Source organism: Aquabacter sp. L1I39, from assembly GCF_017742835.1.
Taxonomy (GTDB): Bacteria; Pseudomonadota; Alphaproteobacteria; order Rhizobiales; family Xanthobacteraceae; genus L1I39.
The window spans coordinates 3738520-3761796 of the sequence record NZ_CP072392.1; the positions used below are offsets into that span (position 1 = coordinate 3738520).

Annotated in this window: 18 protein-coding genes and 1 tRNA gene; 12 read left to right on the forward strand and 7 right to left on the reverse strand. The window is 67.4% G+C overall.

Annotation, left to right across the window (positions count from 1 at the left end; genetic code table 11):
* Nucleotides 1–38: 38 nt before the first annotated feature.
* The 4 genes from J5J86_RS16930 to J5J86_RS16945 form a co-directional block, all read right to left on the reverse strand.
* Entirely contained in the window at nucleotides 39–485 is a 447-nt protein-coding gene (locus J5J86_RS16930; RefSeq protein WP_247657660.1) for a GtrA family protein, read from the reverse strand.
* Nucleotides 482–1777: an NAD(P)/FAD-dependent oxidoreductase gene (locus J5J86_RS16935; protein ID WP_209100071.1), complete on the reverse strand. Its 1296-nt coding sequence runs from the start codon at nucleotides 1775–1777 to the stop codon at nucleotides 482–484. Before J5J86_RS16935 ends, J5J86_RS16930 begins: the two co-directional genes overlap by 4 nt.
* 12 nt (nucleotides 1778–1789) lie before the next feature.
* Nucleotides 1790–2719, reverse strand: coding sequence for an NAD-dependent epimerase/dehydratase family protein (locus J5J86_RS16940; RefSeq protein WP_209100073.1), 930 nt, complete (start codon nucleotides 2717–2719; stop codon nucleotides 1790–1792).
* Nucleotides 2720–2978: 259 nt separating this feature from the next.
* Nucleotides 2979–3054 (reverse strand) — tRNA-Lys (locus J5J86_RS16945).
* 269 nt (nucleotides 3055–3323) lie between these two features.
* On the opposite strand from J5J86_RS16945, the gene J5J86_RS16950 reads away from it, so the two are divergent.
* The 4 genes from J5J86_RS16950 (at nucleotide 3324) to J5J86_RS16965 (ending at nucleotide 10333) form a co-directional block, all read left to right on the forward strand.
* The gene (locus tag J5J86_RS16950) at nucleotides 3324–4490 is read left to right on the forward strand and encodes a M20 aminoacylase family protein (RefSeq protein WP_209100075.1); all 1167 of its coding nucleotides are present in this window, start codon (nucleotides 3324–3326) and stop codon (nucleotides 4488–4490) included.
* A 212-nt stretch (nucleotides 4491–4702) separates the two neighbouring features.
* Nucleotides 4703–4999: an FAD assembly factor SdhE gene (locus tag J5J86_RS16955; protein ID WP_209100076.1), complete on the forward strand. Its 297-nt coding sequence runs from the start codon at nucleotides 4703–4705 to the stop codon at nucleotides 4997–4999.
* Nucleotides 5000–5089: 90 nt separating this feature from the next.
* Nucleotides 5090–8608 (forward strand): transcription-repair coupling factor, encoded by a 3519-nt coding sequence (mfd, locus tag J5J86_RS16960; RefSeq protein ID WP_247657661.1) that lies wholly within the window; start codon nucleotides 5090–5092, stop codon nucleotides 8606–8608.
* Between the two features lie 201 nt (nucleotides 8609–8809).
* Nucleotides 8810–10333 carry an EAL domain-containing protein gene (locus J5J86_RS16965; RefSeq protein WP_209100078.1) on the forward strand — a complete coding sequence of 508 codons (1524 nt, stop codon included), beginning with the start codon at nucleotides 8810–8812 and terminating at the stop codon, nucleotides 10331–10333.
* Between the two features lie 19 nt (nucleotides 10334–10352).
* Here the strand turns inward: J5J86_RS16965 and J5J86_RS16970 are convergent, their stop codons facing one another.
* Nucleotides 10353–12155 carry an extracellular solute-binding protein gene (locus J5J86_RS16970; RefSeq protein WP_209100080.1) on the reverse strand — a complete coding sequence of 601 codons (1803 nt, stop codon included), beginning with the start codon at nucleotides 12153–12155 and terminating at the stop codon, nucleotides 10353–10355.
* A gap of 211 nt (nucleotides 12156–12366) precedes the next feature.
* On the opposite strand from J5J86_RS16970, the gene J5J86_RS16975 reads away from it, so the two are divergent.
* The gene (locus tag J5J86_RS16975; protein WP_209100082.1) at nucleotides 12367–13122 is read left to right on the forward strand and encodes an invasion associated locus B family protein; all 756 of its coding nucleotides are present in this window, start codon (nucleotides 12367–12369) and stop codon (nucleotides 13120–13122) included.
* Nucleotides 13123–13315: 193 nt separating this feature from the next.
* Here the strand turns inward: J5J86_RS16975 and J5J86_RS16980 are convergent, their stop codons facing one another.
* Together J5J86_RS16980 and J5J86_RS16985 are read right to left on the reverse strand one after the other, a co-directional pair.
* Nucleotides 13316–15190 (reverse strand): TRAP transporter large permease, encoded by a 1875-nt coding sequence (locus tag J5J86_RS16980; protein ID WP_209100084.1) that lies wholly within the window; start codon nucleotides 15188–15190, stop codon nucleotides 13316–13318.
* Nucleotides 15187–16236 carry a TRAP transporter substrate-binding protein gene (locus J5J86_RS16985; RefSeq protein WP_209100086.1) on the reverse strand — a complete coding sequence of 350 codons (1050 nt, stop codon included), beginning with the start codon at nucleotides 16234–16236 and terminating at the stop codon, nucleotides 15187–15189. The genes J5J86_RS16980 and J5J86_RS16985 overlap by 4 nt, the downstream gene beginning before the upstream one ends.
* A 265-nt stretch (nucleotides 16237–16501) precedes the next feature.
* Here J5J86_RS16985 and J5J86_RS16990 point away from each other — a divergent pair, with 265 nt between their 5' ends.
* The 7 genes from J5J86_RS16990 to J5J86_RS17020 all read left to right on the forward strand — a co-directional run bounded on the left by J5J86_RS16990 (nucleotide 16502) and on the right by J5J86_RS17020 (nucleotide 23067).
* Nucleotides 16502–17425: a LysR substrate-binding domain-containing protein gene (locus J5J86_RS16990; protein WP_209100088.1), complete on the forward strand. Its 924-nt coding sequence runs from the start codon at nucleotides 16502–16504 to the stop codon at nucleotides 17423–17425.
* 150 nt (nucleotides 17426–17575) lie between these two features.
* Entirely contained in the window at nucleotides 17576–18937 is a 1362-nt protein-coding gene (locus J5J86_RS16995; RefSeq protein ID WP_209100090.1) for an NAD(P)H-dependent oxidoreductase, read from the forward strand.
* 80 nt (nucleotides 18938–19017) lie between these two features.
* Complete coding sequence (locus J5J86_RS17000; RefSeq protein ID WP_209100093.1) at nucleotides 19018–19344, forward strand: putative quinol monooxygenase; 327 nt, start codon at nucleotides 19018–19020, stop codon at nucleotides 19342–19344.
* A 1-nt stretch (nucleotide 19345) separates the two neighbouring features.
* The gene (locus J5J86_RS17005) at nucleotides 19346–20224 is read left to right on the forward strand and encodes an NAD(P)-dependent oxidoreductase (protein ID WP_209100095.1); all 879 of its coding nucleotides are present in this window, start codon (nucleotides 19346–19348) and stop codon (nucleotides 20222–20224) included.
* Nucleotides 20225–20344: 120 nt separating this feature from the next.
* On the forward strand, nucleotides 20345–21124 hold the full coding sequence (locus J5J86_RS17010; protein WP_209100097.1) for a TatD family hydrolase: 780 nt from the start codon (nucleotides 20345–20347) through the stop codon (nucleotides 21122–21124).
* A 15-nt stretch (nucleotides 21125–21139) separates the two neighbouring features.
* Nucleotides 21140–21679 (forward strand): CoA-binding protein, encoded by a 540-nt coding sequence (locus J5J86_RS17015; protein ID WP_209100099.1) that lies wholly within the window; start codon nucleotides 21140–21142, stop codon nucleotides 21677–21679.
* 110 nt (nucleotides 21680–21789) lie between these two features.
* Nucleotides 21790–23067, forward strand: coding sequence for an O-acetylhomoserine aminocarboxypropyltransferase (locus J5J86_RS17020; protein WP_209100101.1), 1278 nt, complete (start codon nucleotides 21790–21792; stop codon nucleotides 23065–23067).
* The last annotated feature ends 210 nt before the right edge of the window (nucleotides 23068–23277 follow it).

Sequence of the window (23277 nt, forward strand, 5' to 3'; positions counted from 1 at the left end):
TCATCTCACGTCTATCCTCTGTCCGCCCGCTTTTTGCGTCATGGGACCTGACGCGCCTTCCGAAACGTAAAGAGCTTGTGTCCGTAATAGCTCGTGAATACCGGGCTTACGACTCCTATCACGTGCGCGGTCAGTTCAGCATGGAAGGTGTAGCCCAGGATGGGGAAGAGCCAGTAGGCAAGGCCCATCGATATGCCCCACACCTGGGCCAGGGCTACGATGTTCACCAGCGTGAACCTCGCATATTCGCGGTGCATGCTGTGACCGGAACGCGCGAAGACGAAGGCGCGGGCGAGCCCGTAGGCAGTGGTCATCCCGATCAGATAGGCCAGCACCACCGCCACCTGGAAGGAAAACACGAGCGACAGCGCAAGGCGCGAGGCCACATTGACCGCCGCCGCGATGCCGCCGGTCAGGATGAAGCGCAGAAAGGGATTGCGCCGCAGCCGGTGCAGCCAGTCCGGCGCCGTGCGGGCGGGCGTCACGCAGCAACGCCCGGTGCGATGTCCCGCGCCATCTGCCGGCCGAGCCGGACGCTCTCCGCGATGCCGCGGTCCTCGGGATAGTAGAAGCAGGTGTCCGCCACCTGCAGCCCGGCGATGGCGGTCTGGACCGGCGGGATCATCCGCTCAAAATCCGGCGCGCAGACCGGCTGGGCATGGCGCAGCCGGCCGGCGCGCGCGTCCAGCAAATCGTCGTCGGTGATGGCCGGGTTGATCCGCTTGATGTAGCTGAACGCCTCCGCCAAGAGCGCGGCGTCCGGCAGCGCCCATTTGGGCTGCGTCACCGGCATGTAATAGGGCACATAGACCACCGTGTGCGGCAGCGGACGCAGGTTGGAGAACTCGATCAGGCCGGGAATCTCCATGTCGGGCTCGACGACATTGACCCAGAAGTGTGGCGTCACCGACCGCTTGAGCTTGAACAGCAGGCACACCACGCCGATGTTCGGGATGGCGTCGTACTTTGCCTTGTCGGCGTCCGGCAGGTCCGGCACCAGCTGGCTCACCAGCGGCGTTGGCACGGTGGAGATGACCGCGTCGGCTGGAAAGGCCTGCCCGCCCGCGCGCACGCCGGTCACCTTGCCGTCCTGTACCAGCACCCGCTCGGCGGGAGTCGACAGGTGGAGGCGCCCCCCGCGGACGGTGAAGTCACGCACCAGCGCATCCACCAGGGCCTGAGAGCCCCCCTCAATATAGCCGAGCTGCTCCTGAAAGAGGTTGCGCCGGGACCGGCCGATGCGGCGCACCCGTGTGGCGATCCAGGAGGCCGAAACCCGATCGGCATATTCGTAGAATTTCAGCTCCTGCAGGCGCTGCCACAGCTTGGCATAGACGCCCTTGCCGGACCCGCGCTCAATCCACTGGCGAGACGTGAGGTGCTCGATTGCCGCGAAGTCCCGGGCCCGGGTGGCACCGAACATCTGCAGGCCGGTGCGGATCTTCTCCATCAGGCTGAGATGGGGAAAGCGCAGCAGGGCAAAGGGTTCACCCCATTTGTGGAGGGCGCCGCCCATGCGATAGGCCATGCTGGTGTCGCGCCAGCGCATGGTGTCCCCGATGCCCAGTTCGTCCATCAGGGCAAAGGTCGGCTCGTCCGTCTTGCAGACGAAATGATAGAAGCGCTCGATGGAGAGCCCGCCGAAATCGAAATGCGCGGCCATGCCGCCGGGCACAGTGTCGGCCTCGATCAGGTCCACGCTATGGCCAAGCCGTACCGCCTGCCAGGCCGCGGCCAAGCCCATGGCGCCCGCTCCGATCACCACCACCCGTGCCATTGCGCGGCTCCCTCAGAAGGCGAGGGCGACCTGGCCATAGGCCGGGTCGAGATAGGTTTCCTCCAGCGCGCGCGGCAACGGGGTGCGGGCGACGCCGAAGGTTCCGGGCCAGTCGGTCACGGGGAACTCCTCAGGGATGACCAACGCTTCCAGCTGGCTGGTGGTGAAAGGCGGTTTCCGGTCGAGCCGGGCATAGAGCCACAGCAGCCACCAGAACAGGGTGTAGGGAATGTGCACGAGGCGTGCGCGCGGCTTCACCGTCTGGTGGATCATGGCGATCAGGTCGCCATAGGTGACCTTCTCATGGCCTGATATGTCGTGCACGCCGGTGGCGCGGGTGCGTAGGCTGGCATCGATGATGGAAACGAAATCCCCCACATAGAGCGGCTGGCGCAGGTAACGCCCGTCGCCGGGAATGGGGAAGACGGGCGTGCGGTCCATGAAGCGGCGCAGCCAGCCCAGATGCTTGCGGTCGAACCAGCCGAACATCAAGGTCGGCCGCAGCACCACATGGTCGATGCCGCTGGCCTCGTAGAGGGCTTCCTGGGCGGTCTTGGAGCGGGTGTAGAAATCGTCGGCCCGCGAATTCACAACCGAGGAGGAGATGCCGACGAAATAGTCCACCCCATGGGCCGCCATGGCGGACAGGATGCGGCGGGTGGCGACCACATTGTTGTCGATGAACTCCTGCTCGACGAGGCCGCCGATCTGCGCTTGGTTGATCACCACTGCATCGGCACCGGCAAACGCTTCTTCCCACGCGCCGGGCTGGGCGAGATCGGCCTCGATGATCGGCACCTGCGGGAAGATCTTGCGGAACAGCGCCACATTGGCGGCGTGCTTGTCGATGCCGACGAGGGACAGGTCCGCGCGGTCCTTCAGTCGCGCCACCAGATTCAGGCCCACCAGGCCGGCCGCGCCGGTCACAATGATCTTGCGCATTCAGGCTTTCACCATTTTGAGAGCGACGGGCGGACGGGACAATGGGACAGAAGCATTGCGCATGCCTTGCCTCGCCCCCGACTGCGGGTGGCCAGATCCGTCCTCACCACACGGCGCACGCTCACTCTCCCTCGCGCAACGGTAGGATGACCCTGTGTATTCCATACGCGCAGTGGACGAGGAAAGCGGAATCTGCGCGTCACGCCGGCACCCCCCGGCAAAGCGGGGCATCGCATGTCGGACGGGAGGCTTGTCGGAATGGTGAGCCCGTCGGGATTCGAACCCGAGACCCCATGATTAAAAGTCACGTGCTCTACCGGCTGAGCTACGGGCTCACTCAAGGCGCGTGGTACGTGGACGGTGCGCCAGGGTCAAGGGGGGCGGTGCGGGAAGTGGGGGATGGGGCAATCCTGTGTGCGCTGCGGCAGGATGGCCTGCGGGGCATTGACCCGCATGGGCCGGGGCGCGCACCATGGTGCCTCAGGACGTGCGCCGGCTGTTCGGCACCCCGATCGGATTGGCGCGCGTCCTCTCTCATTGCGTGAGAGGGGATCTGGTCCGAGGCGCGTGCGCCCCATCGGATCATCCTCTCGGGAGTTGATTCATGCCCGTCCTCAATCGCCTCGCCGACACCGCCGAGGAATTGGCCACCTGGCGCCGGTACCTGCACGAAAATCCCGAGCTGCTCTACGACCTGCCCAAGACCACCACGTTCGTCGCACAGAAGCTCAAGGACTTTGGCTGCGACGAGGTGGTGGAAGGCATCGGCCGCTCGGGCATCGTCGCGGTCATTCGGGGGCAGGGGGAGGGGGATCGCGTCATCGGCCTGCGCGCGGACATGGACGCCTTGCCGGTGACCGAGGTGACGGGCCTGCCTTATGCCTCGCTGACCCCCGGGCGCATGCATGCCTGCGGCCATGACGGGCACACCACCATGCTGCTTGGCGCGGCGCGGCATCTGGCCGAGACGCGCGCCTTTTCCGGCACCGCCATCCTGGTGTTCCAGCCGGCGGAAGAGGGCGGCGGCGGCGGCAAGGCCATGATCGAGGATGGCCTCATGGAGCGCTTCGGCATCCAGGAGGTCTATGGCATGCACAATCTGCCGGGGCTGCCGGTGGGGCGCTTCGCCATGCGGCCCGGCCCCATCATGGCCTCGGCGGACTATCTCTACATCACCGTGGACGGGCGCGGCGCCCATGCGGCCAAGCCCAATGAGGGCGTTGATGTCGTGCTCACCGGATCGGCCATCGTGAATGCCGTTCAGCAGGTGGTGGCGCGCAATCTCGATCCGCTCGCCTCGGGGGTCGTCTCCATCACCAAGTTCCATGCGGGCGAGGCCGACAATGTACTGCCCCCCGCCGCGGAACTCGCCGGCACCCTGCGCAGCCTCGGCACCGAGACCCGCCTGATGCTCCGCGAGCGCGTCACCGAGGTGGCGACGGCGGTCGGCGCGGCCTATGGCGCCAAGGTGACGGTGCGGATCAAGGAGGGCTACCCCACCACCCTGAACCATCCGGCCCAGACGGTGTTCGCCCAGGAGGTGGCCACGGACGTCGCGGGCGAGATGCAGGTGGACCCGGCCGCCCCTCCGCTCATGGCGGCGGAGGACTTCGCCTATATGCTGGAGCAGCGTCCGGGCGCCTATATCTTCATCGGCAACGGGCCAAGCGCGGGCCTGCATCATCCCGGCTATAATTTCGCCGACGAGGCGCTGCCCCACGGCGCCTCCTATTGGGTGCGGCTGGTGGAGAAGGCCATGCCGCTCGCCTGAGCGGCGTACGTGGAAGTCCCGCTCATCTGAGAGGGGCGCAGCCGAGGGCAGGCCGATTCTGCCCCGCACGCGGGGCATGGAACCGCGCGCCCGTCTGCATGGTCCAGACTGGCCAAGGGCCCGTACTTGCTCCTATAAGCGCCGCACCGGGCGGGCCAGGGGCTCGACGGACCGGCTTTGCCGGGGCAACCCGCGCCAGCATGAGGCTTCACATGACGGGAACGGTGAAATCCAGCGCAGGGCTCGATGTGCGCCGCCGGCGCATCCTCTTCCGCGCCTGGCATCGCGGCACGCGGGAAATGGACCTTCTCATGGGCCGCTTCGCCGATGCGGAGATCGAGGGCCTGACCGAAGAAGAGGTGGAGGCGTTCGAGGAACTGATCGAGGTCCAGGACCCCGACCTCTTCTCCTGGATCAGCGGCTCCAGCCCCACGCCGGCGGATTTCGACACGCCCATCTTCAACAAGCTCAAGGCCTTCCATCTGGCCAATGGCGGCACCTTCGAGTGAGGCGCGGGCGCGCGGTTGCAGCGCCCCCCTTTCAGCCGGCCTTGGGGCTGGCCCGCCTGAGGCCGAACAAAGATCGAACAGGACCCCTCCGTGAAGCGTCCCCGTCTCCTTGCCGCCGACATCGCCCAAGGCACCACCTTGACCCTCTCCCGCGTGCCCGATGGCATGGAGGGGCTGGTGGTGGCGGATCTCGCCCGGCAGATGGCGGCGCGCAAGGATGCCCCCTGGCCGGCGCTCACCGTGGTGTGCCGGGACGGGCAGCGCATGGCGGCGCTGGAGCGGGGCCTCGCCTTCTTCGCGCCGGAGCTGGAAATCCTCTCCTTCCCGTCCTGGGACTGCCTGCCCTATGATCGGGCCTCGCCCAATGGCGCCATCGTCGCCCGGCGCATGACGACGCTCGCCCGCCTCGCGCGGGTGAAAGGCGGGCCGCCGGCGGTGCTGCTCACCACGGTGAATGCCACGGTGCAGCGCGTGCCCTCCCGCGATCTCGTCTCGCGCCAGTCGCTGTCCGCCGCCCCCGGCAATGCCATCGCGCTGGAAGGCGTGGTGGAATGGGCCGAGCGGAACGGCTATCTGCGCACGCCCACCGTGCGCGACACCGGCGAATATGCGGTGCGCGGCGGCCTCATCGACCTGTTCCCGCCCGGCGTGCCCCAGCCCATCCGCCTGGATTTCTTCGGTGACACGCTGGAAAGCATCCGCTCCTTCGATCCGGAGACCCAGCGCACCTCCGGCCAGCTGCGGGCGCTGGAGTTCGTGCCCATGGCCGAGTTCCAGCTCACCACCGACACCATGCGGCGCTTCCGCATGGCCTATCTCGCCGAGTTCGGCGCCAACACCAAGGGCGACACGCTCTATGAGGCGGTGAGCGAAGGCCGGCGCCATGCAGGCATGGAGCACTGGCTGCCGCTCTTCCATGAGGGCCTCGACACCCTCTTCGACTATCTCGACGACACGCCCCTGGTGGTGGACCCGCTGACCGAGGAAGCGGCCGGCGAGCGCATCGCCCAGATCGCCGATTATTACGCCGCCCGCCGCGACCAGCTCGCCATGGGCGGCAACCAGCCGGGCTCGGGCGGGCTCTATAAGCCCCTGCCGCCGGAGCGGCTCTATCTCACCGGCTCGGAATGGACGGGCCGGCTCAAGGCGGCGCCGCTCGTGCGCGTCTCCCCCTTCGCGCTCCCCCCCGCCGGGCGCACCATCGATCTTGGCGGTGTGCAGGGGCGATCTTTTGCCGCCGAGCGGGCCGATCCCGACGCCAATGTGTTCGACGCTGCCATCGCCTATGTGCGCGAATTGCAGAAGGCCAAGAAGGTGGTGCTGGCCGCCTGGTCGGAAGGCTCGCGGGACCGCCTCGCGACCGTGCTGGCCGACCACGGCCTGAAGGACACCACTCCCATTTCCCGCTTCGATCTTCTGGCGGCCCTGCCGAAGAACAAGGCGGCGCTGGCGGTCTATGGGCTGGAGGCCGGTTTCGAGACCGACGATTTCGCCATTATCGGCGAGCAGGACATCCTCGGCGATCGCCTGGTGCGCCCCAAGCGCAAGGCGCGCCGGCCGCAGGACGTGCTCTCCGAGCTGACCGCGCTCACCGCCGGCGACCTGGTGGTCCATGTGGACCATGGCATCGGCCGCTTCGTGGGGCTGAAGGCTATCGAGGCCATGGGCGCGCCCCATGACTGCCTGGAGATCCATTATTCCGGCGGCGACAAGCTGTTCCTGCCGGTGGAGAATCTCGAACTCCTGAGCCGCTACGGCTCGGAGGAGACCGAGGCGCAGCTGGACAAGCTGGGCGGCACCGGCTGGCAGACGCGCAAGGCGCGCATGAAGAAGCGCATCCGCGAAATGGCGGGTGAGCTCATCAAGATCGCCGCCGCCCGCCAGCTCTCCGAGGCGCCGCGGCTCGTGCCCACGACGGGCCTCTACGACGAATTCCGCGCCCGCTTCCCCTATGAGGAGACGGACGACCAGGAAGCCGCCATCGAATCGGTGCTGGACGACCTCGCCTCCGGCCGGCCCATGGACCGGCTGGTGTGCGGCGACGTGGGCTTCGGCAAGACGGAAGTGGCGCTGCGCGCCGCCTTCGCGGTGGCCCTGTCCGGCAAGCAGGTGGCGGTGGTGGTGCCCACAACCTTGCTGGCGCGCCAGCATTTCCGCACCTTCTCCGAGCGCTTCAAGGGCCTGCCGGTGAATGTGGCGCAGGCCTCGCGCATGGTCACCACCAAGGAGATGTCGGCGGTCAAGGCGGGCATTTCCGACGGCACCATCGACATCGTGGTGGGCACCCATGCGCTTCTCGGCAAGGGCATCCATTTCCGCGACCTGGGCCTCGTCATCGTGGATGAGGAGCAGCATTTCGGCGTCGCTCACAAGGAGCGCCTGAAGGCGCTGCGGGCGGAGGTGCACGTCCTGACCCTCACCGCCACCCCAATTCCGCGCACGCTGCAACTGGCCATGACCGGGGTGCGGGAACTCTCCATCATCGCCACCCCGCCGGTGGACCGCCTCGCCGTGCGCTCCTTCGTGACGCCGTTCGATCCTTTGATCGTGCGCGAGGCCCTGTTGCGCGAGCGCTATCGCGGCGGCCAGAGCTTCTATGTGGTGCCGCGCATCGAGGACCTCGCCGAGGTGCGCGAGTTCCTGGAAAAGCAGGTGCCCGAGGTGAAGGTGGCAGTGGCCCATGGCCAATTGTCCGCCACCGCACTCGAAGACATCATGTCGGCCTTCTATGACGGCCAGTATGACGTGCTGCTCTCCACCACCATCGTGGAAAGCGGGCTCGACGTGCCCAATGCCAATACGCTGATCGTCCACCGGGCCGACATGTTCGGCCTCGCCCAGATGTATCAGCTGCGGGGACGGGTGGGGCGCGCCAAGGCGCGGGCCTATGCCATCTTCACCATTCCCGCGTCCAAGCCCATCACCGCCCAGGCAGAGCGGCGCCTCAAGGTGCTGCAATCCCTGGAGACGCTGGGCGCCGGCTTCCAATTGGCCAGCCACGATTTGGACATTCGCGGCGCCGGCAACCTGCTGGGCGACGAGCAGTCCGGCCATATCAAGGAAGTGGGCTACGAGCTTTACCAGGAGATGCTGGAAGAGGCGATCGCGCATCTGAAAGCCGGCATCACCGACATTGCCGACGACAAATGGTCCCCCAACATCACCATCGGAACGCCCGTCCTCATTCCCGAGGATTATGTGGCGGATCTGCATGTGCGGCTCGCCCTCTATCGCCGCCTCGCGGACATCGACCAGGAGAGCGAGCTGGACGCCTTCGGGGCGGAACTGGTGGACCGCTTCGGGCCCGCGCCGGAAGAGGTGGGGCACCTGTTGCGCCTCGCCCAGATCAAGGCCTTTGCCCGCCGCGCCAATATCGAGAAGGTGGATGCCGGCCCCAAGGGCGTGGTGCTCACCTTCCGCGAGAACCAGTTCGCGGACCCCTCGGGCCTTGTCGCCATGATCCATGCGGAGGGTCCGCAGGCCAAGGTGCGCCCCGATTTCAAGGTGGTGTTTCTGCGCGAATGGCCGAGCGCCGAGGCCCGCCTCAAGGGCACTCTGGCCATCCTGCGCAAGCTGGCGGCCCTGGTGGACAAGAAGAAGGTGGCATGAAACAGGCGGGTGCAAGCACCGTTTTAACCTAGCGTCGTACCAACCGTCAGGTGAAGCCCAGGCTTGCATTGGACCCTGAAACGTTGTGACACTTTAATTGCGCGCGCGTCCAAGGCGTCCTAAAGGGGGGCTTGCGTCACCATGGTACGGTATGGCACCGGTGGCGTGAGGGTGTGAGCTTCAGGGGGCTCGAAACGTCCGATGAAAGAACAGGCTAGGCAGTCCGAAAGGCGATTGGTGAAGGGCTATGTGGTCCTCATCGGCCTGTTCTATCTGGGCTTCGCCTGCCTGCATTACATCGAGACGCGCGAGACCGTCCTTGGCGAGGTGAGCCGGCAGGCGGAAGGAGTGATCCGCTGGCTGGATCGCAACCTCGCCTTTTCCCGCCAAGCCCTCCAGGTGGTGGCCGAGCAGTCCGACACCTCCTGCACCGGCGATGAAGTGGGGCGCAAGCTGGACACCATGCTGCGCTCCGTGGCGGTGGAGCAGGTGGAAATCGGCCGCGGCGGCACAATTCTGTGCTCCTGGAGGGCGCAGCCCGCGCAGACTGCGCAGGCGCTCACCGCCTGCCACGCGGAAGCAGGGCGTTCCGGCGTGGTGCACATCTCTACCAAGGGGCCGGATGACCTGTGGGCCAATGCCACGCTGGACACGGCCTGCCTGGTCTCGCCCTTGATCGTGAGCCTGGAAGGATCGGCGGGGAGCATCCGCGTCATCCAAAGGGCCGCGCCGAGCGGCACCTCCACGCCAAAGAAGGCCGCGGCCCTGTTGCCGGGGGCGGTGCTGGCCCTGCCCTCCAGCGAAGGGCCGCTGGCTCTGGAAGTGTCCGTCTCCGAATGGTCCATCGCCCGCAACTGGGCGGGCCAGATCGTGGTGTTCGGCGCCCTCTTCGCCGCCTTCGGAGCAGCGGGCTGGTATGGCCCGATCGCCCATCTGCGGGGCCGGCTCTCGGTGGAAGGCCAGGTCCAGACGGCGCTGCGGCGGGGAGATTTCTCCCTCGTCTACCTGCCCACCGTGGACATCGCCACCGGCGAGTGGATCGGGGTGGAGGCGCTGCTGCGCTGGAACCATCCCACCCATGGCCAGCTGCAGCCGGCCTCCTTCATTCCCTGGATCGAGAAAAGCCCGCTTATCTACGAAACCACCCGCTGGGTCATGCGCCGGGCCGCCACCGATCTGGGCCGGTTCCAGCATGCCAAGCGCGGGCTTGATGTCTCTATCAACGTGCCGCCAAGCCAGCTCGGTGATCCGCGCATGGTGAGCATGGCGACCGAGGCGTTTGGCGATGCCCCGCAATCCCTGCGTTGCGTCATCATCGAGCTGACTGAGCGGGAAGTCACCGACTATTCGTCGGACGTGGTGCAGGGCGTGGTGCATGAACTGAAGGAGCGCGGCGCCCAGTTCGCGCTCGATGATTTCGGCGTCGGCTTCTCCAACTTCGCCTGCCTGCATTACATCAAGGTGGACTATATCAAGGTCGACAAGTCCTTCCTCCAGGAGACCGACGGGCGGTCATTCGAGGCGAGCGCCATGGGCTCCATCGTGCACCTGGCCCGCCAGTTCGGCGTGTCCGTGATCGCCGAGGGCGTGGAGACCGAACGGCAGGTCCAGCGGCTCAAGCATTACGGCATCGACAAGGCCCAGGGCTTTCTGTTCTCGCGGCCGGTGGATGCCGACGCCGTGCTCGACAAGCTGAACAACGGCAAGGCGTTCGAGCCGGCCTGAGCGCCCCGCTAAGACCCTGTCACTGGGGCACGCGCCACCAGGTTTCCGGCAAAGTGCCATAGAGCGAGGGGACACCCGGCCTCTGGATGGTCCGCCAGCGGGCGAGCCACTGGCCCGGCGCGTGAAAGAGCGGCACGTCATAGGTGCCGGAGATCAGCACCCGGTCCAGCGCACGGGCGGCGGCCACCAGGTCGGAGCGGTCGTCGGCAGCAACAAGCGCCGCGGTCAGCGCATCGGCGGCAGGGCTGCGCATGCCCATATAATTGCGGCTGCCCCGGCTGTCGGCGGCAGCGCTGCCGAAATAGAAGCCCTGCTCGCTGCCCGGCGAGAGCGACTGACCCCAGCTGAAGGGCACCATGTCGAAGTCGAAGGCGTTGCGGCGGGTATCGAACTGCACCGCATCCACGATGCGCACCTGCGCCTCGATCCCGGCGCGCGCGAGCTGGCTGGCGAAGGCGATGCAGAGGCGCTCCTGCTCGCGGGTATTGACCATGATCTCGAAGCGGAAAGGCCGGCCCTGCCCGTCCAGGAGCCGGCCCGCGCGCGGCCGCCAGCCGGCCTCTTCCAGCAGCTCCAGGGCCGCCTTCAGCCGCGTCCGGTCGCGGCCTGATCCGTCGGAGGGCGGGGGCGCATAGGTGCCCGCCATCACGTCCTTGCGCACCGCATCGGGGAAGGGAGTGAGGAGCCGCCGCTCGGCGGCACCCGCCGGCACGCCGACGGCGGAGAGTTCCGACCCGTCGAAATAGCCCACGGAGCGCACATAGAGGCCGTGGTAGAAGGTACGGTCCATCCAGGGAAAGTCGAACAGCTCCAGGATCGCCCGGCGCACCCTTACATCGGCGAAGATCGGCCGGCGGGTGTTGAAGACGAGCGCGAAATGGGGCTTTGGCAGGCCGGTGGGAATGACTTCCCGGATCACTTCGCCCGAGCGCACGGCGGCAAAGTCGTAGCCGGTTTCCCAGCGGGTGGGATCGCTCTCGAAGCGGGCATCCACCAGATGGCGGCGGAAGGCCTCGAATTCCGTATTGCTGTCGCGGAAATAGTCGATACGGATCTGGTCGAAATTATAAAGCCCGGCATTGGCGGCCAGGTTCGCCCCCCAATAAGCGGGGTTGCGGGCGAGCGTGATGCTGGCCCCCGGCGCCACCGTCTCCACCACGTAGGGGCCCGAGCCCAGGGGCGGCGAAAGGCCGCCCTCGGCGAAGGCCGCAGGGTCCGTGGCGTGGCGCGGCAGCACGGGCATGAGGCCCATGATGAGTGGCATTTCCCGATCGGGCGCCTCGAACACGAAGCGGATCCGCGTCGGGTCCGGCCGCTCCACCCGCGCCACCTTGCCGTAATAGAGCCGGTGGTTGGGGCGGCCCTTTTTCCTTAGCAACTCGAACGAGAAGGCCACGTCCGCCGTGGTCACCGGTGTGCCATCGGAAAAGCGTGCCCGCGGGTCCATGCGGAAGGTCACGAAAGAGCGCGCCTCGTCCGTCTCCACACCGGCGGCCAGCAGGGGATAGAGGGTGAAGGGCTCGTCATAGCCCCGCGCCATCAGGCTCTCCACCACATAGGTGCGAATCACCGTCGTGGGGGAGCCGCGCACCACGAAGGGATTGAGGCTGTCGAAGGTGCCCGGTGCCGAAAGGGCGAGGCGTCCGCCCTTGGGCGCGGCTGGATTTACATAAGAGAACTGAGAAAAGCCGGCCGGATAGGCCGGTTCGCCATGCATGGCAATGGCGTGCGCCTCCTGCGCCATGGCCGGGGCTCTGCCCGGCTCGAAAGCGCCCAGAAGACCGAGAAAAAGAATGCCCGCCAATGCGGTGCGACGAACCATCCCCTCCCTCGCGTCTGCGGCTGCGCTGTCCTGCGATGGCCGCATTTGCGCGCAATGTAGCACGTGGCGCGCCGATCGCGGCGCGAGGCAGGGGCCGGGCCACCGTCTTGCCTCATTTGACACCGAGACAGCCGGCGTTAAGAGGGGTGCAGCCACGCCGTTGCGCCTCGTATCTGCTCCGGCGAGATGCACCACGGGGAAAGTTTCTGGAATGACAAAAGCCCTTACCTTGAGCCGCGCGGGCGGCATCGCTGCCGTGGTGCTCGCGCTCGGCGTCTCGGGCGCCGCCCAGGCCCAGAGCCAGTCGAAGCCGCCGGCCAAGCCCGCTACCCCTGCCCAGTCCGCGCCTGCGGCCCCGGCCCAGCAGCAGGCCCAGCAGGGCGCGCCCGCTTCCGTGGTGGTGCCCGGCATCAACACGCCCTGGACCAAGGTGTGCGGCACGGAGCAGAGCGTCAACAAGCAGATCTGCATGACCTCGCAGGACTTCACCGCCGAGACCGGGCAGCCGCTCGCCTCCGCGGCCATCCGCGAGCTGCAGGACGATCCGAACAAGAAGTTCATCGTCTCGGTTCCGATCGGCATGCTGGTGCAGCCTGGCACCCGCGTCGTGATCGACCAGCAGCCCCCGATCGCGTTGAAATACGAGATCTGCTTCCCCAATGGCTGCTTCGCCAGCATGGACGTGAATGCGGACTTCGTGACCAAGCTCAAGAAGGCGCAGATGATCACCATCCAGGCGCTGCAAATGGGCGGTCGCACGCTGAACTTCCAGATCCCGGCCAAGGACTTCGCCAAGGCCTATGACGGCCCGGCCTCCGATCCCAAGGAAGTGGCCGCCGAGCGTCAGAAGCTGGCCGACGAGCTTCAGAAGCTCGCGCAGAAGAAGATGGAAGAGCGCGCCGCCGCCCAGGGCGGTCAGCCGGGCGCCGCGCCCGCCGCTGCTCCGGCCGCGCCCGCTGGCAAGTGATCTGAGCCAGGGCTTGAGGATTGTGCCCGGTCCCGCGCGGGACCGGGCCTGACGACAAAAGCCGGAGGCGGCCTCGCCCCTCCGGCTTTTTCGCGTCTGTGGGTATGGCCCCCAAAAAAGAAAAAGGCGGACTCGGCTCGCGCCAGTGTCCGCCAGTTTGCCCCGGAGGGGACCGCTCAGGTCCGGTCGACCCTCACAGGAAGACGAGGGAGAACCAGGGCACGAAGGTGAGCACCAGGAGGCCCACGAACAGGGCGCCCAGATAGATCCAGATCCGCCGCATGCCCGCCTCCGGCGCCACCTGCCCGATGATGCAGGCGGCGTAGTAGCAAAGGCCGAAGGGCGGGGCGAAGAGGCCAAGGCCCATGGCCAGGATCACGATCATCGAATAGTGCACCTCATGGATGCCGAACTGCCGGGCGATGGGGAACAAAAGCGGCCCGAACAGGACGATGGCGGGAATGCCTTCCAGGAGGCTGCCCAGCACCATGAAGGCGATGAGCGAGATGACCAGGAAGCCCGCCTGTCCGCCCGGCACCCCCGCCATGGCGCTCGCAAGCGCATGGGAGAAGCCGGACTGGGTGAGCGCCCAGGCCATGGCGCTCGCCGCGCCGACGATGAACAGGATCGCTCCCGACAGCGAGGCGGTGCGCGCCAGCATGGGGATGAGCCCGCGCCAGGACAATCCGCCGCGATAGACGATCAGCCCCAGCAGCAGCGAATAGGCGATGCCGATGGTGGACACCTCCGTGGCGGTGGCAAAGCCCTCCACCACGGCGGTGCGGATGAGGAAGGGCAGGAGAATGGCCGGAAAGGCCACCGCCAGCGTCTTCATGACCACGGCGCGGGAGGCGCGGGGGGGCAAGGTCTGGTCTTCCTCGCGGCCCGCCCGGTAGCGGGCGACGACCGCCAGCACCAGCGCCAGCACCAAGGCCGGCAGGATCCCGGCGGTGAACAGCGCGGCGATGGACACGCCCGTGACCGAGGCGATGGCGATGAGCACGATGGAAGGCGGGATGGTCTCGCTCATGGCGCCGGACGCGGCGAGCAGGGAGAGCAATTCCCCGTCCTTCATGCCGCGCTTGCGCATCTCCGGGAACAGGACCGGCGCCACCGCCGCCATGTCCGCCGTCTTGGAGCCGGAAATGCCGGAGACCAGCAGCATGGCGCCCAGCAGCACATAGGACATGCCCGCCTTCACATGGCCCAGCAGCGAGGCGAGGAAACTGACCATCACCTTCGCCATGCCGGTCACGTCCACCAGCTGGCCGAGCAGGATGAAGAGCGGCACCGCGAGCAGGATGAGGCCGCTCATGCCCTCGTCTACACGGCCGACGACGACAGTGAGCGGCGTCGACGTGGTCGTCAGAAGATAGGCGGTGGTGGCCAGCGCGAAGGAGAAGGCGATGGGCACGCCGGACAGCACGCACACGCCGAGGAGGCCGATGAAAAACACCACCAGCGCCCAGTTGCCCATGGCGATCAGCATGGGCATGGCGAGGTAGAAGGCACCGGCCACGGCGCACAGCACCAGGGCGACGCCGGCCACGTCCCGCCAGCTATGCCGCAGCAGCTTCAGGGCGCAGGAGGCCAGCGCCAGGATGAAGGCCACCGGCACCGCCAGCGCCCGCACGCTACCCGGCCAGCCCAGCGCCGGCATTTCCACGAATTCCTGGTCCTCGTGATAATCGAAGGCGGCGTGCAGCAGCAGCGCGAACAGGATGAAGACGGCGCCGATGGCCAGCGTCTCGCACCAGGCGCGGGCACGCGGGGGCAGGCCGCCCACCACGAAGGTGAGGCGCATATGCTCGCCCCGCTGCACCGCCACCACCGCGCCGAGCATGCCGAGCCAGAGGAAGAGGATGGAGGCCAGTTCGTCCGACCAGATGATGGGACGATGGAAGGTGCGGGCGCAGATGCCCGCGAACAGGATCACCACCTCGGCGGCGACGAGGAGCGCGGCGGGGATTTCAACGAGGTGCCGGAGCCAGCGCTCGGCCTCCCGCACCCAACCCGCCCCCGCATGGGGGGCGGCCGGGACCGCGTGGGTGTCGAGCACCGCGCTCATGACAATTCCCCGGTGACCGCTTCCAGCGCCTTCCACGCCTCGGTGCCGAACTTGTCCTTCCAGGTCTTGTAGAAGCCCGCCTGGGTGAGGGCGGCGCGGAAGGCGGGCTTGTCGGCGCTCTCGAACACGAGGCCGCGGGCGCTGAGCTGATCCTTCAGTGAGCCGTTGAGTCGCACCACATCGGCGCGCTGTTCCATGGAGGCGCGGTCGAACTCGCGACGCACGATCTCCTGCAGGTCCGGCGGCAGCTTGGCCATGGCGCGGCGGTTTGCCACCAGCCAGAAGGGGTCCCAGATATGATTGGTCTCGGCCACATACTTTTGCACTTCGTAGAGCTTGCCCGCCTCGATGGCGACGAGGCCGTTTTCCTGCCCGTCCACCAGCTTGGTCTGGAGGGCGGTGTAGAGCTCGTTGAAATTGATGGAGGTGGGGCTGGCGCCGAGCGCGGTGAACAGCGAGGTGAAGATGGGCGAGACCGGCACGCGAATGCGATAGTCCTTCAGGTCCGCCGGGGTGCGGATGGGCTTGGAGGCGGAGGTGATCTGCCGGAAGGAATTGTCGGACGCCTTGGCGGCGATCACGAGGCCGGCCTTCTCCACCTGGGCCTTCACATAGTCGCCCACCGGTCCGTCGACGCCGCGCCAGACATGGTCATAGTCGGCGAAGGCGAAGCCCACATTGGTGATGGCGGCGCCCGGCGCCACGGTGGAAATGACCGAGCCGGCGATGTTCAGGAACTCGATGCCGCCCGAGCGCACCTGGGTGATGAGGTCGGTGTCGGAGCCGAGCTGGCTGGCGGGGAAGAATTTCAGCTCCATCCGGCCGCCGGAGGCTTCCTGGATGCGGGCGCAGGCCTGTTCGAGGCGCGCATTGATGGGCTGGGTCAGCGACTGGCCGGTGGCCACCTTGAAGCTGAATTCGGCCGCCTGTGCGGGCCGGGTGCGGATGGCCACCAGCGGCACGGCGGCGGCCGCCGCGGCGGCGCCCAGCAGCAGCGACCGGCGCGACACGCCGGACAGGGACTTCGATTTCTCAGTGCGGTTCATGTTGACCTCCCCAGTGCCTTCCACGGACCTGCCGCCGGCACAATGTCGTTAGAGGACCGGGCGCGATAGGGCTGCGCGGCGCGTCGTCTTGGAAAAGGGGCGGGGATCGTGGCCGCGGTGGCGGCACGTTCTCCTTGGCTCTGTTTCCTCGTGCGCACCGGTTTGTCCCGGTCACTTTGCTTGATGGGGCGACACTAGGTAGCTTATTCGTGTAGGACAATACAGATTGCTTGCGTGTCTCTTTAGCTGAGCTAAACGAAAAATCATGCACCTTCCCCTGCGTGCCATCGGTGTCTTCCATGCGGTCGCCCGGGCCGGCAGCGTCACCCGCGCCGCCGAGGAATTGGGCGTGACCCCCTCCGCCGTCAGCCAGCAGGTGCAGGCGCTGGAGATCAGCCTCGGCACTGCGCTCATTGGCAAGGCCGGGCGCAATGTGGTGCTGACCGAGGCGGGCGAGCGCTATTTCGAGATGATCCGGGGGGAGATGGAGCAGATTTCGGAGGCGACCCAGCGCATCCGGGGCTTCCGTTCCATCACCACCCTCACCGTGCGCGCCACCCCGAGCCTTGCCACCAAATGGCTTTTGCCGCGCCTTGCCTCCTTCGTCGATGCCCATCCCGACATCGAATTGCGGCTCGACGGCACCAACGAGCCCACCGCCTTCCAGAAGGAGAACGTGGATATCGAGGTCCGCCACGGCACGGGCCAATGGCCGGGCCTGTTCGCGGAAGGGCTGGTGGAGGAGCGCTTTTACCCCGTCTGCGCGCCGGAGCTGGCGGCGGCAGGCTCGCTCAAGCCCGCCGAACTGACCCAGTACCGGCTCATCCATTCCGTGAAGTCGCAGATGCAATGGACGCGCTGGTTCGGCCATGCGGGGGTGCTTCCCGCCGAGCGGCCGCGCCGCCTGCTGTTCGACCGCACCCACATGGCCATCGACGCGGCGGCGGGCGGGCTCGGCATCGCGCTCGAAAGCGATCTCATGATGTGGCGGGAATGGAGCACGGGGCGCCTGGTGTGCCCTGTGGCCTCGCCGCCGGAGGTCTCCCTCGTCACCCAATGGGCCACCTGCCCGCCAGACCATCTGCGCCATTCCAAGGTGAAGCTGTTCTTCGACTGGCTGCGGCGCGAGCGGGATGCCTGGCGGGCCGAGCGGGAGGCCTGGACCGCCGCCCACGCTGCATCCTTGTAGAGAAGCTAAACGATCCTGTCGGATTTCTAGATGGTGCTTCACAAAACCCCCTCCTAGCGTGGCGGTCATCGCGGTGGCGCCCGGCGCCCTTAACCGACCGCGCAACGTCGCAGGCGCCTGACGCCCGCTGATCGTCTTGGGAGGACAGTCATGAATCTTCACACTCTGCTGGCCCAGCGGGCCGCTGGCGGAAAGCCCGTGCGCGTGGGCCTCATCGGCGCCGGCAAGTTCGGCTCCATGGTGCTGGCCCAGGCCCAGCGCATCGAGGGCATGCATGTGGTGGGTGTCGCCGACCTCAATGTGAGCCGCGCCCGCGCCTCCCTGGAGCGGGTGGGCTGGCCCGAAGAGCGCTATGCCGCCACCTCCCTGGCCGATGCCTATAAGACCGGCCTGACCTGCGTGCTCGACGATGCCGCCGCGCTGTGCGCCTTCGAGGGCGTCGAGTGCATCATCGAGGCCACCGGCCACCCCATCGCCGGCATCCGCCATGCGCTCGCCGCCATCGAGGCGGGCAAGCATGTGGTGATGGTGAATGTGGAAGCCGACGTGCTCTGCGGTCCGCTTCTGGCCGAGAAGGCCCGCCAGCGCGGCGTGGTCTATTCCATGGCCTATGGCGACCAGCCGGCCATCATCTGCGAGCTGGTGGACTGGGCCCGCTCCTGCGGCTTCGAGATCACCTCCGCTGGCAAGGGCATGAATTTCGAGCCGCGTTACCGCTATTCCACCCCGGACACGGTGTGGGGCTATTTCGGCTGGAGCGAGGAAGAGGTCGCCAAGGGTGATTTCAACCCCAAGATGTATAATTCCTTCACCGACGGCACCAAGGCGGCCATCGAGATGGCGGCGGTGGCCAATGGCACCGGGCTGGACTGCCCCGATGACGGCCTCGCCTTCCCGCCCACCGGCCTGCATGACCTCGCCCGCGTCTTCCGTCCGGTGGCCGATGGCGGCCGCCTTGCCCGTTCCGGCCTCGTGGACATCGCCGCCAGCCAGGAGCCGGACGGCCGCGAGGTGTTCAACAATATCCGCTATGGCGTGTTCGTCACCTTCAAGGCCACGAGCGAATATACCCGCGCCTGCTTCAAGCAATATGGCCTGCTCACCGACCCGTCGGGCTGGTACGGCTCCATGTGGCGTCCCTTCCACATGATCGGCCTGGAGACCTCCATCTCCGTGCTCTCCGCCGTGCTGCGCAACGAGCCCACCGGCTGCTCCAAGGAGTTCCGGGGCGATGCGGTGGCCACCGCCAAGCGCGACCTGAAGCCGGGCGAGCTGCTGGACGGCGAAGGCGGCTATGCGGTGTGGGCGAACGCCATTCCCGCCAGCCGCAGCCTCGACCTGCGGGCGCTGCCCATCGGCCTTGCCCACAATGTGAAGCTGAAGCGCCCCGTCGCCCGCGACCAGATCGTCAGCTTCGACGATGTGGAGATCGAGAACGACCTGGACGTTGTGGCCCTGCGCCGCGCCATGGAAGGCGCCACGCGCCCCGTGGCGTCCCGCTCGGCCGCCTGAGGCCTTCCGGCGTTGCATATTGCCGCCGGCCGTTCGCGCGGCCGGCGGCTTTTCTTTTGGCCCGGTCAAGAGGTCCAATCATGAGCGAAACGAAACGCCCCTTCGTGGTCATCGCCGAATTCAAGGTGAATCCTGAACATCTCGACGCCTTCCTGGCGCTGGCGGCGGACGACGCCACCTCGTCGGTGGCGCATGAGCCCGGATGCAGCACCTTTGATGTGTGCGTGTCGCCGGACGATCCCGGCACCGTCCTCTTCTATGAGGTGTACGAGAACCGCGCCGCCTTCGATGCCCATCTGGAGACGCCCCATCTCGCCCGCTTCCGCGCCGGCTTTCCCGCGCTGATCGAGGCCGAGCGGCCGGTGCGCTTTCTGGAGCGCGCCTGCCGTGGCGCCGGCGGGGCATGACATGACCCGCATCGGATTCATCGGCACCGGCATCATGGGCGGCCCCATGGCCGCCAACCTCGCCGCCGCCGGCCATGAGGTGACCGCCTGGAACCGCTCGCCCGAAAAGGCCGCCCGCCTGCCCGGCGTGCGGGTGGCGGGAACGGCGGGCGGCGCGGCGCGGGGCGCCGACATGGTCATCGTCATGCTCTCCTCCGGCCCGGTCTGCGATGCGGTGCTGCTGGACGAAGGGGGCGTGCTCGCCTCCATGGCGGCGGGCTCCGCCCTGGTGGTGATGAGTTCCATTCCGGTGGAGACCGCCCAGGGGCAGGCGCGGGCGGCCGGGGCGCGGGGCATCTTCTATGTGGACGCGCCCGTCTCCGGCGGCGAGAAGGGGGCGAAGGCGGCGAGCCTTGCCATCATGGCGGGTGGCACGGCGCAGGCCTTTGCCCGCGTCGCCCCAGTGCTTGAGGCCATGGGTCGTCCGGTACATGTGGGGCCGGCGGGGGCGGGGCAATTGTGCAAGCTCATCAACCAGTCCATCGTCGCCTCCACGCTGGTGGCGGTGGCCGAGGCGCTGGTCCTGGCCCGGCAGGGCGGGGCGGACCCCCTGAAGGTGCGCGAGGCTTTGCTTGGCGGCTTTGCCGATTCCACCATCCTCAAGCAACACGCCTTGCGCATGGCCACCGCCGACTTCGTGCCCGGCGGCCCGGCAAAGTATCAGGTGAAGGACACCTCCACCGCGCTCGCCCATGCCGCGACGCTCGGGCTGGACCTGCCCATGCTGAAGCTCACCGATTCCCTCTTCGCCGCCATGGTGGACAAGGGGGAGGGCGACCTCGACCATTCCGGCATCATCCGGGAAGTGGCCCGCATGAGCGGAGCGCGGGAGGCGGCCTGAGGCTTCCGCGCGGCGGCGGGGGCGCGCCTGCGGGAGGGGCGGGGAGGGCGGCGTGCCATCCCCGCCTCGACGCCGCCGCCTTGAGCGCCTATGTGAAGGGCCACCGCTTCAAGGTTGCCCATGCTCGTCGACAGTCATTGCCATCTGGACTTCCCCGATTTTGCCGCCGAGCGCGACGCCATCGTCGCCCGCGCCGCAGAGGCGGGGATCTCGCATCTGCTCACCATTTCCACCCGCGTGCGGCGGTTCGACGAGATCCGCGCCATCGCCGAGCGCTATGACAACGTCTTCTGCTCCGTGGGGACCCATCCCCACCAGGCGGCGGAAGAGCCGGATGTGACCGCCCAGGAGCTGGTGGCGCTCTCTGCCCATCCCAAGGTGGTGGCCATCGGCGAGGTGGGACTCGACTATCACTACGACACCAGCCCCCGCGCGGCGCAGGCCCACGGCTTCCACACCCATATCACCGCCTCGCGGGAAACCGGCCTGCCGCTCATCATCCATGCCCGCGAGGCCGATGACGATGTAGCCGATATCCTGGAACAGGAGAGCGCCAAGGGTACCTTTCCCTTCGTGCTCCATTGCTTCACGGCGGGGCCGGAACTGGCCCGCCGCGCGCTGGCGCTGGGCGGCTACATCTCCTTTTCCGGCGTCGTGACCTTCAAGAACAGCGCGGCCCTGCGCGAGATCGCGGCCAGCCTGCCCGAGCACCGTATGCTGGTGGAAACCGACGCGCCCTTCCTCGCGCCCATCCCCCACCGGGGCAAGCGCAACGAGCCGGCTTTCGTGCGCGAGACCGCCAAGGTGCTGGCCGCCACGCGCGGCGTGAGCCTCGAACAGCTGGCGGCCCGCACCACGGACAATTTCTTCACTTTGTTCAGCAAGGCGCGCCGCGCCTGACAGGAGGAGGGCGTCATGAATCACGATCGCTATGACGACCGCTACATCCGCGACATCCTCTCGCAGGTGAAGACCGTGGCCGTGGTGGGCGCGAGCCCGAATCCCAGCCGGCCCTCCTTCTTCGTGACCAAATATCTGGCGGAGCGGGGCTTCGAGGTCTATCCGGTCAATCCCGGTCAGGCCGGCAAGGCCATTGCGGGACGCACCGTCTATGCGACGCTGGCCGATGTGCCCGTGGCCATCGACATGGTGGACGTGTTCCGCGCGCCGGACCATGTGCCGGCCGTGCTGGAGGAGGCCCTGGCCCTCTCGCCTTTGCCCAAGGTGTTCTGGATGCAGCAGGGCGTGCGGCACGACGAAGCCGCCGCCAAGGCCGAGGCGGCGGGACTCAAGGTGGTGATGGATCGCTGCCCCAAGATCGAATACGGCCGCCTCTCCGGCGAGATCGGCTGGACCGGCGTCAACAGCCGCACCATCTCCTCCAAGCGCCCCCAGCGCCTGGGCGCGGGCGTGCAGCGGCTTTCGCTCAGCCGCACGCCCGTGAAGCCGCAATAGGGCTGCGTGACGAATTTACGTGAAATCACGTAATACACATATTTTCTATGTGATGACTGGAAATAAACGCCGGCGCGATGCATGATGCCGGGGAACGAGGAGGAAGTGACATGACCGACCGCCATCCCGGCTTCGCCACGCTGGCCGTCCATGCGGGTGCGCAGCCCGACCCCACCACCGGCGCCCGCGCGACCCCCATCTATCAGACCACGTCCTTCGTCTTCGACGACGTGGACCATGCGGCGGCCCTGTTCGGCCTCCAGACCTTCGGCAACATCTATACCCGCCTCGGCAACCCCACGAACGCCGTGCTCGAAGAGCGCGTCGCAGCGCTTGAGGGCGGCACGGCCGCCCTGGCGGTGGCCTCGGGCCATGCGGCCCAACACCTCGTCTTTCACACCCTGCTGACGCCCGGCGACGAGTTCGTTGCCTCCCGCAAGCTCTATGGCGGCTCCATCAACCAGTTCACCCACGCCTTCAAGAGCTTCGGCTGGAACGTGGTATGGGCGGACCCCGATGACATCGCCAGCTTCGAGCGCGCCATCAGCCCGAAGACCAAGGCCATCTTCGTGGAGAGCATCGCCAATCCCGGCGGCGTGGTCACCGACATCGCGGCCATTTCCAAGGTGGCGAAGGCGGCGGGCGTGCCGCTGATCGTCGACAACACGCTGGCCTCGCCCTATCTGTGGCGGCCCATCGAGCACGGCGCGGACATCGTCATCCACTCGGCCACCAAGTTCCTGGGCGGCCATGGCAATTCCATCGGCGGCGTGATCGTGGACGCGGGCACCTTCAACTGGTCCGCCACCGATCGCTATCCCTTCCTCTCCCAGCCCCGCCCCGAATATCAGGGCATCGTGCTGCACGAGACCTTCGGCAATTTCGCCTTCGCCATTGCCGCCCGGGTGCTGGGCCTGCGCGATCTCGGCCCGGCGCTCTCGCCCTTCAACGCCTTCATGATCCTGACCGGCATCGAGACTTTGGCCTTGCGCATGAAGCAGCACAGCGCCAATGCTCTGGCCGTGGCGCGCTATCTCTCCACCCATCCGGCGGTGGAATGGGTGAGCTATCCCGGCCTGGAGGGTGACCGCTACCATGCGCTCGCCCAGAAATACCTGCCCCACGGCGCCGGCGCGGTGTTCACCTTCGGCCTGAAGGGCGGCTATGAGGCGGGCGTGAATCTGGTGTCGAAGGTGGAGCTGTTCTCCCACCTCGCCAATATCGGCGACACCCGCTCCCTCATCATCCACCCGGCCTCCACCACCCATCGCCAGCTCTCCGACGAAGCCAAGGTCGCCGCCGGCGCCGGCCCGCAGGTGGTGCGCATCTCGGTGGGCATCGAGGAGGTGGCCGACATCATAGCGGACCTGGAGCAGGCCCTGGCCTGAGCGGCCGGCGCCCGCTTTCGGCGGTCTTCTGAGGGACATCCAGGGCGCGGACATCATCCGCGCCCTTTCCGCTTCTTAGCCGCCATGCCCGGGCTTGTCCCGGGCATCCACGCCGCGCCGCTGGCGCACCCCGAAGTTTGTCCCAGGCGATCCCCAGGGGATCACACTCCCTGAGACGACCGGCAGCGGCGACCACTTATTCCGCCGCCG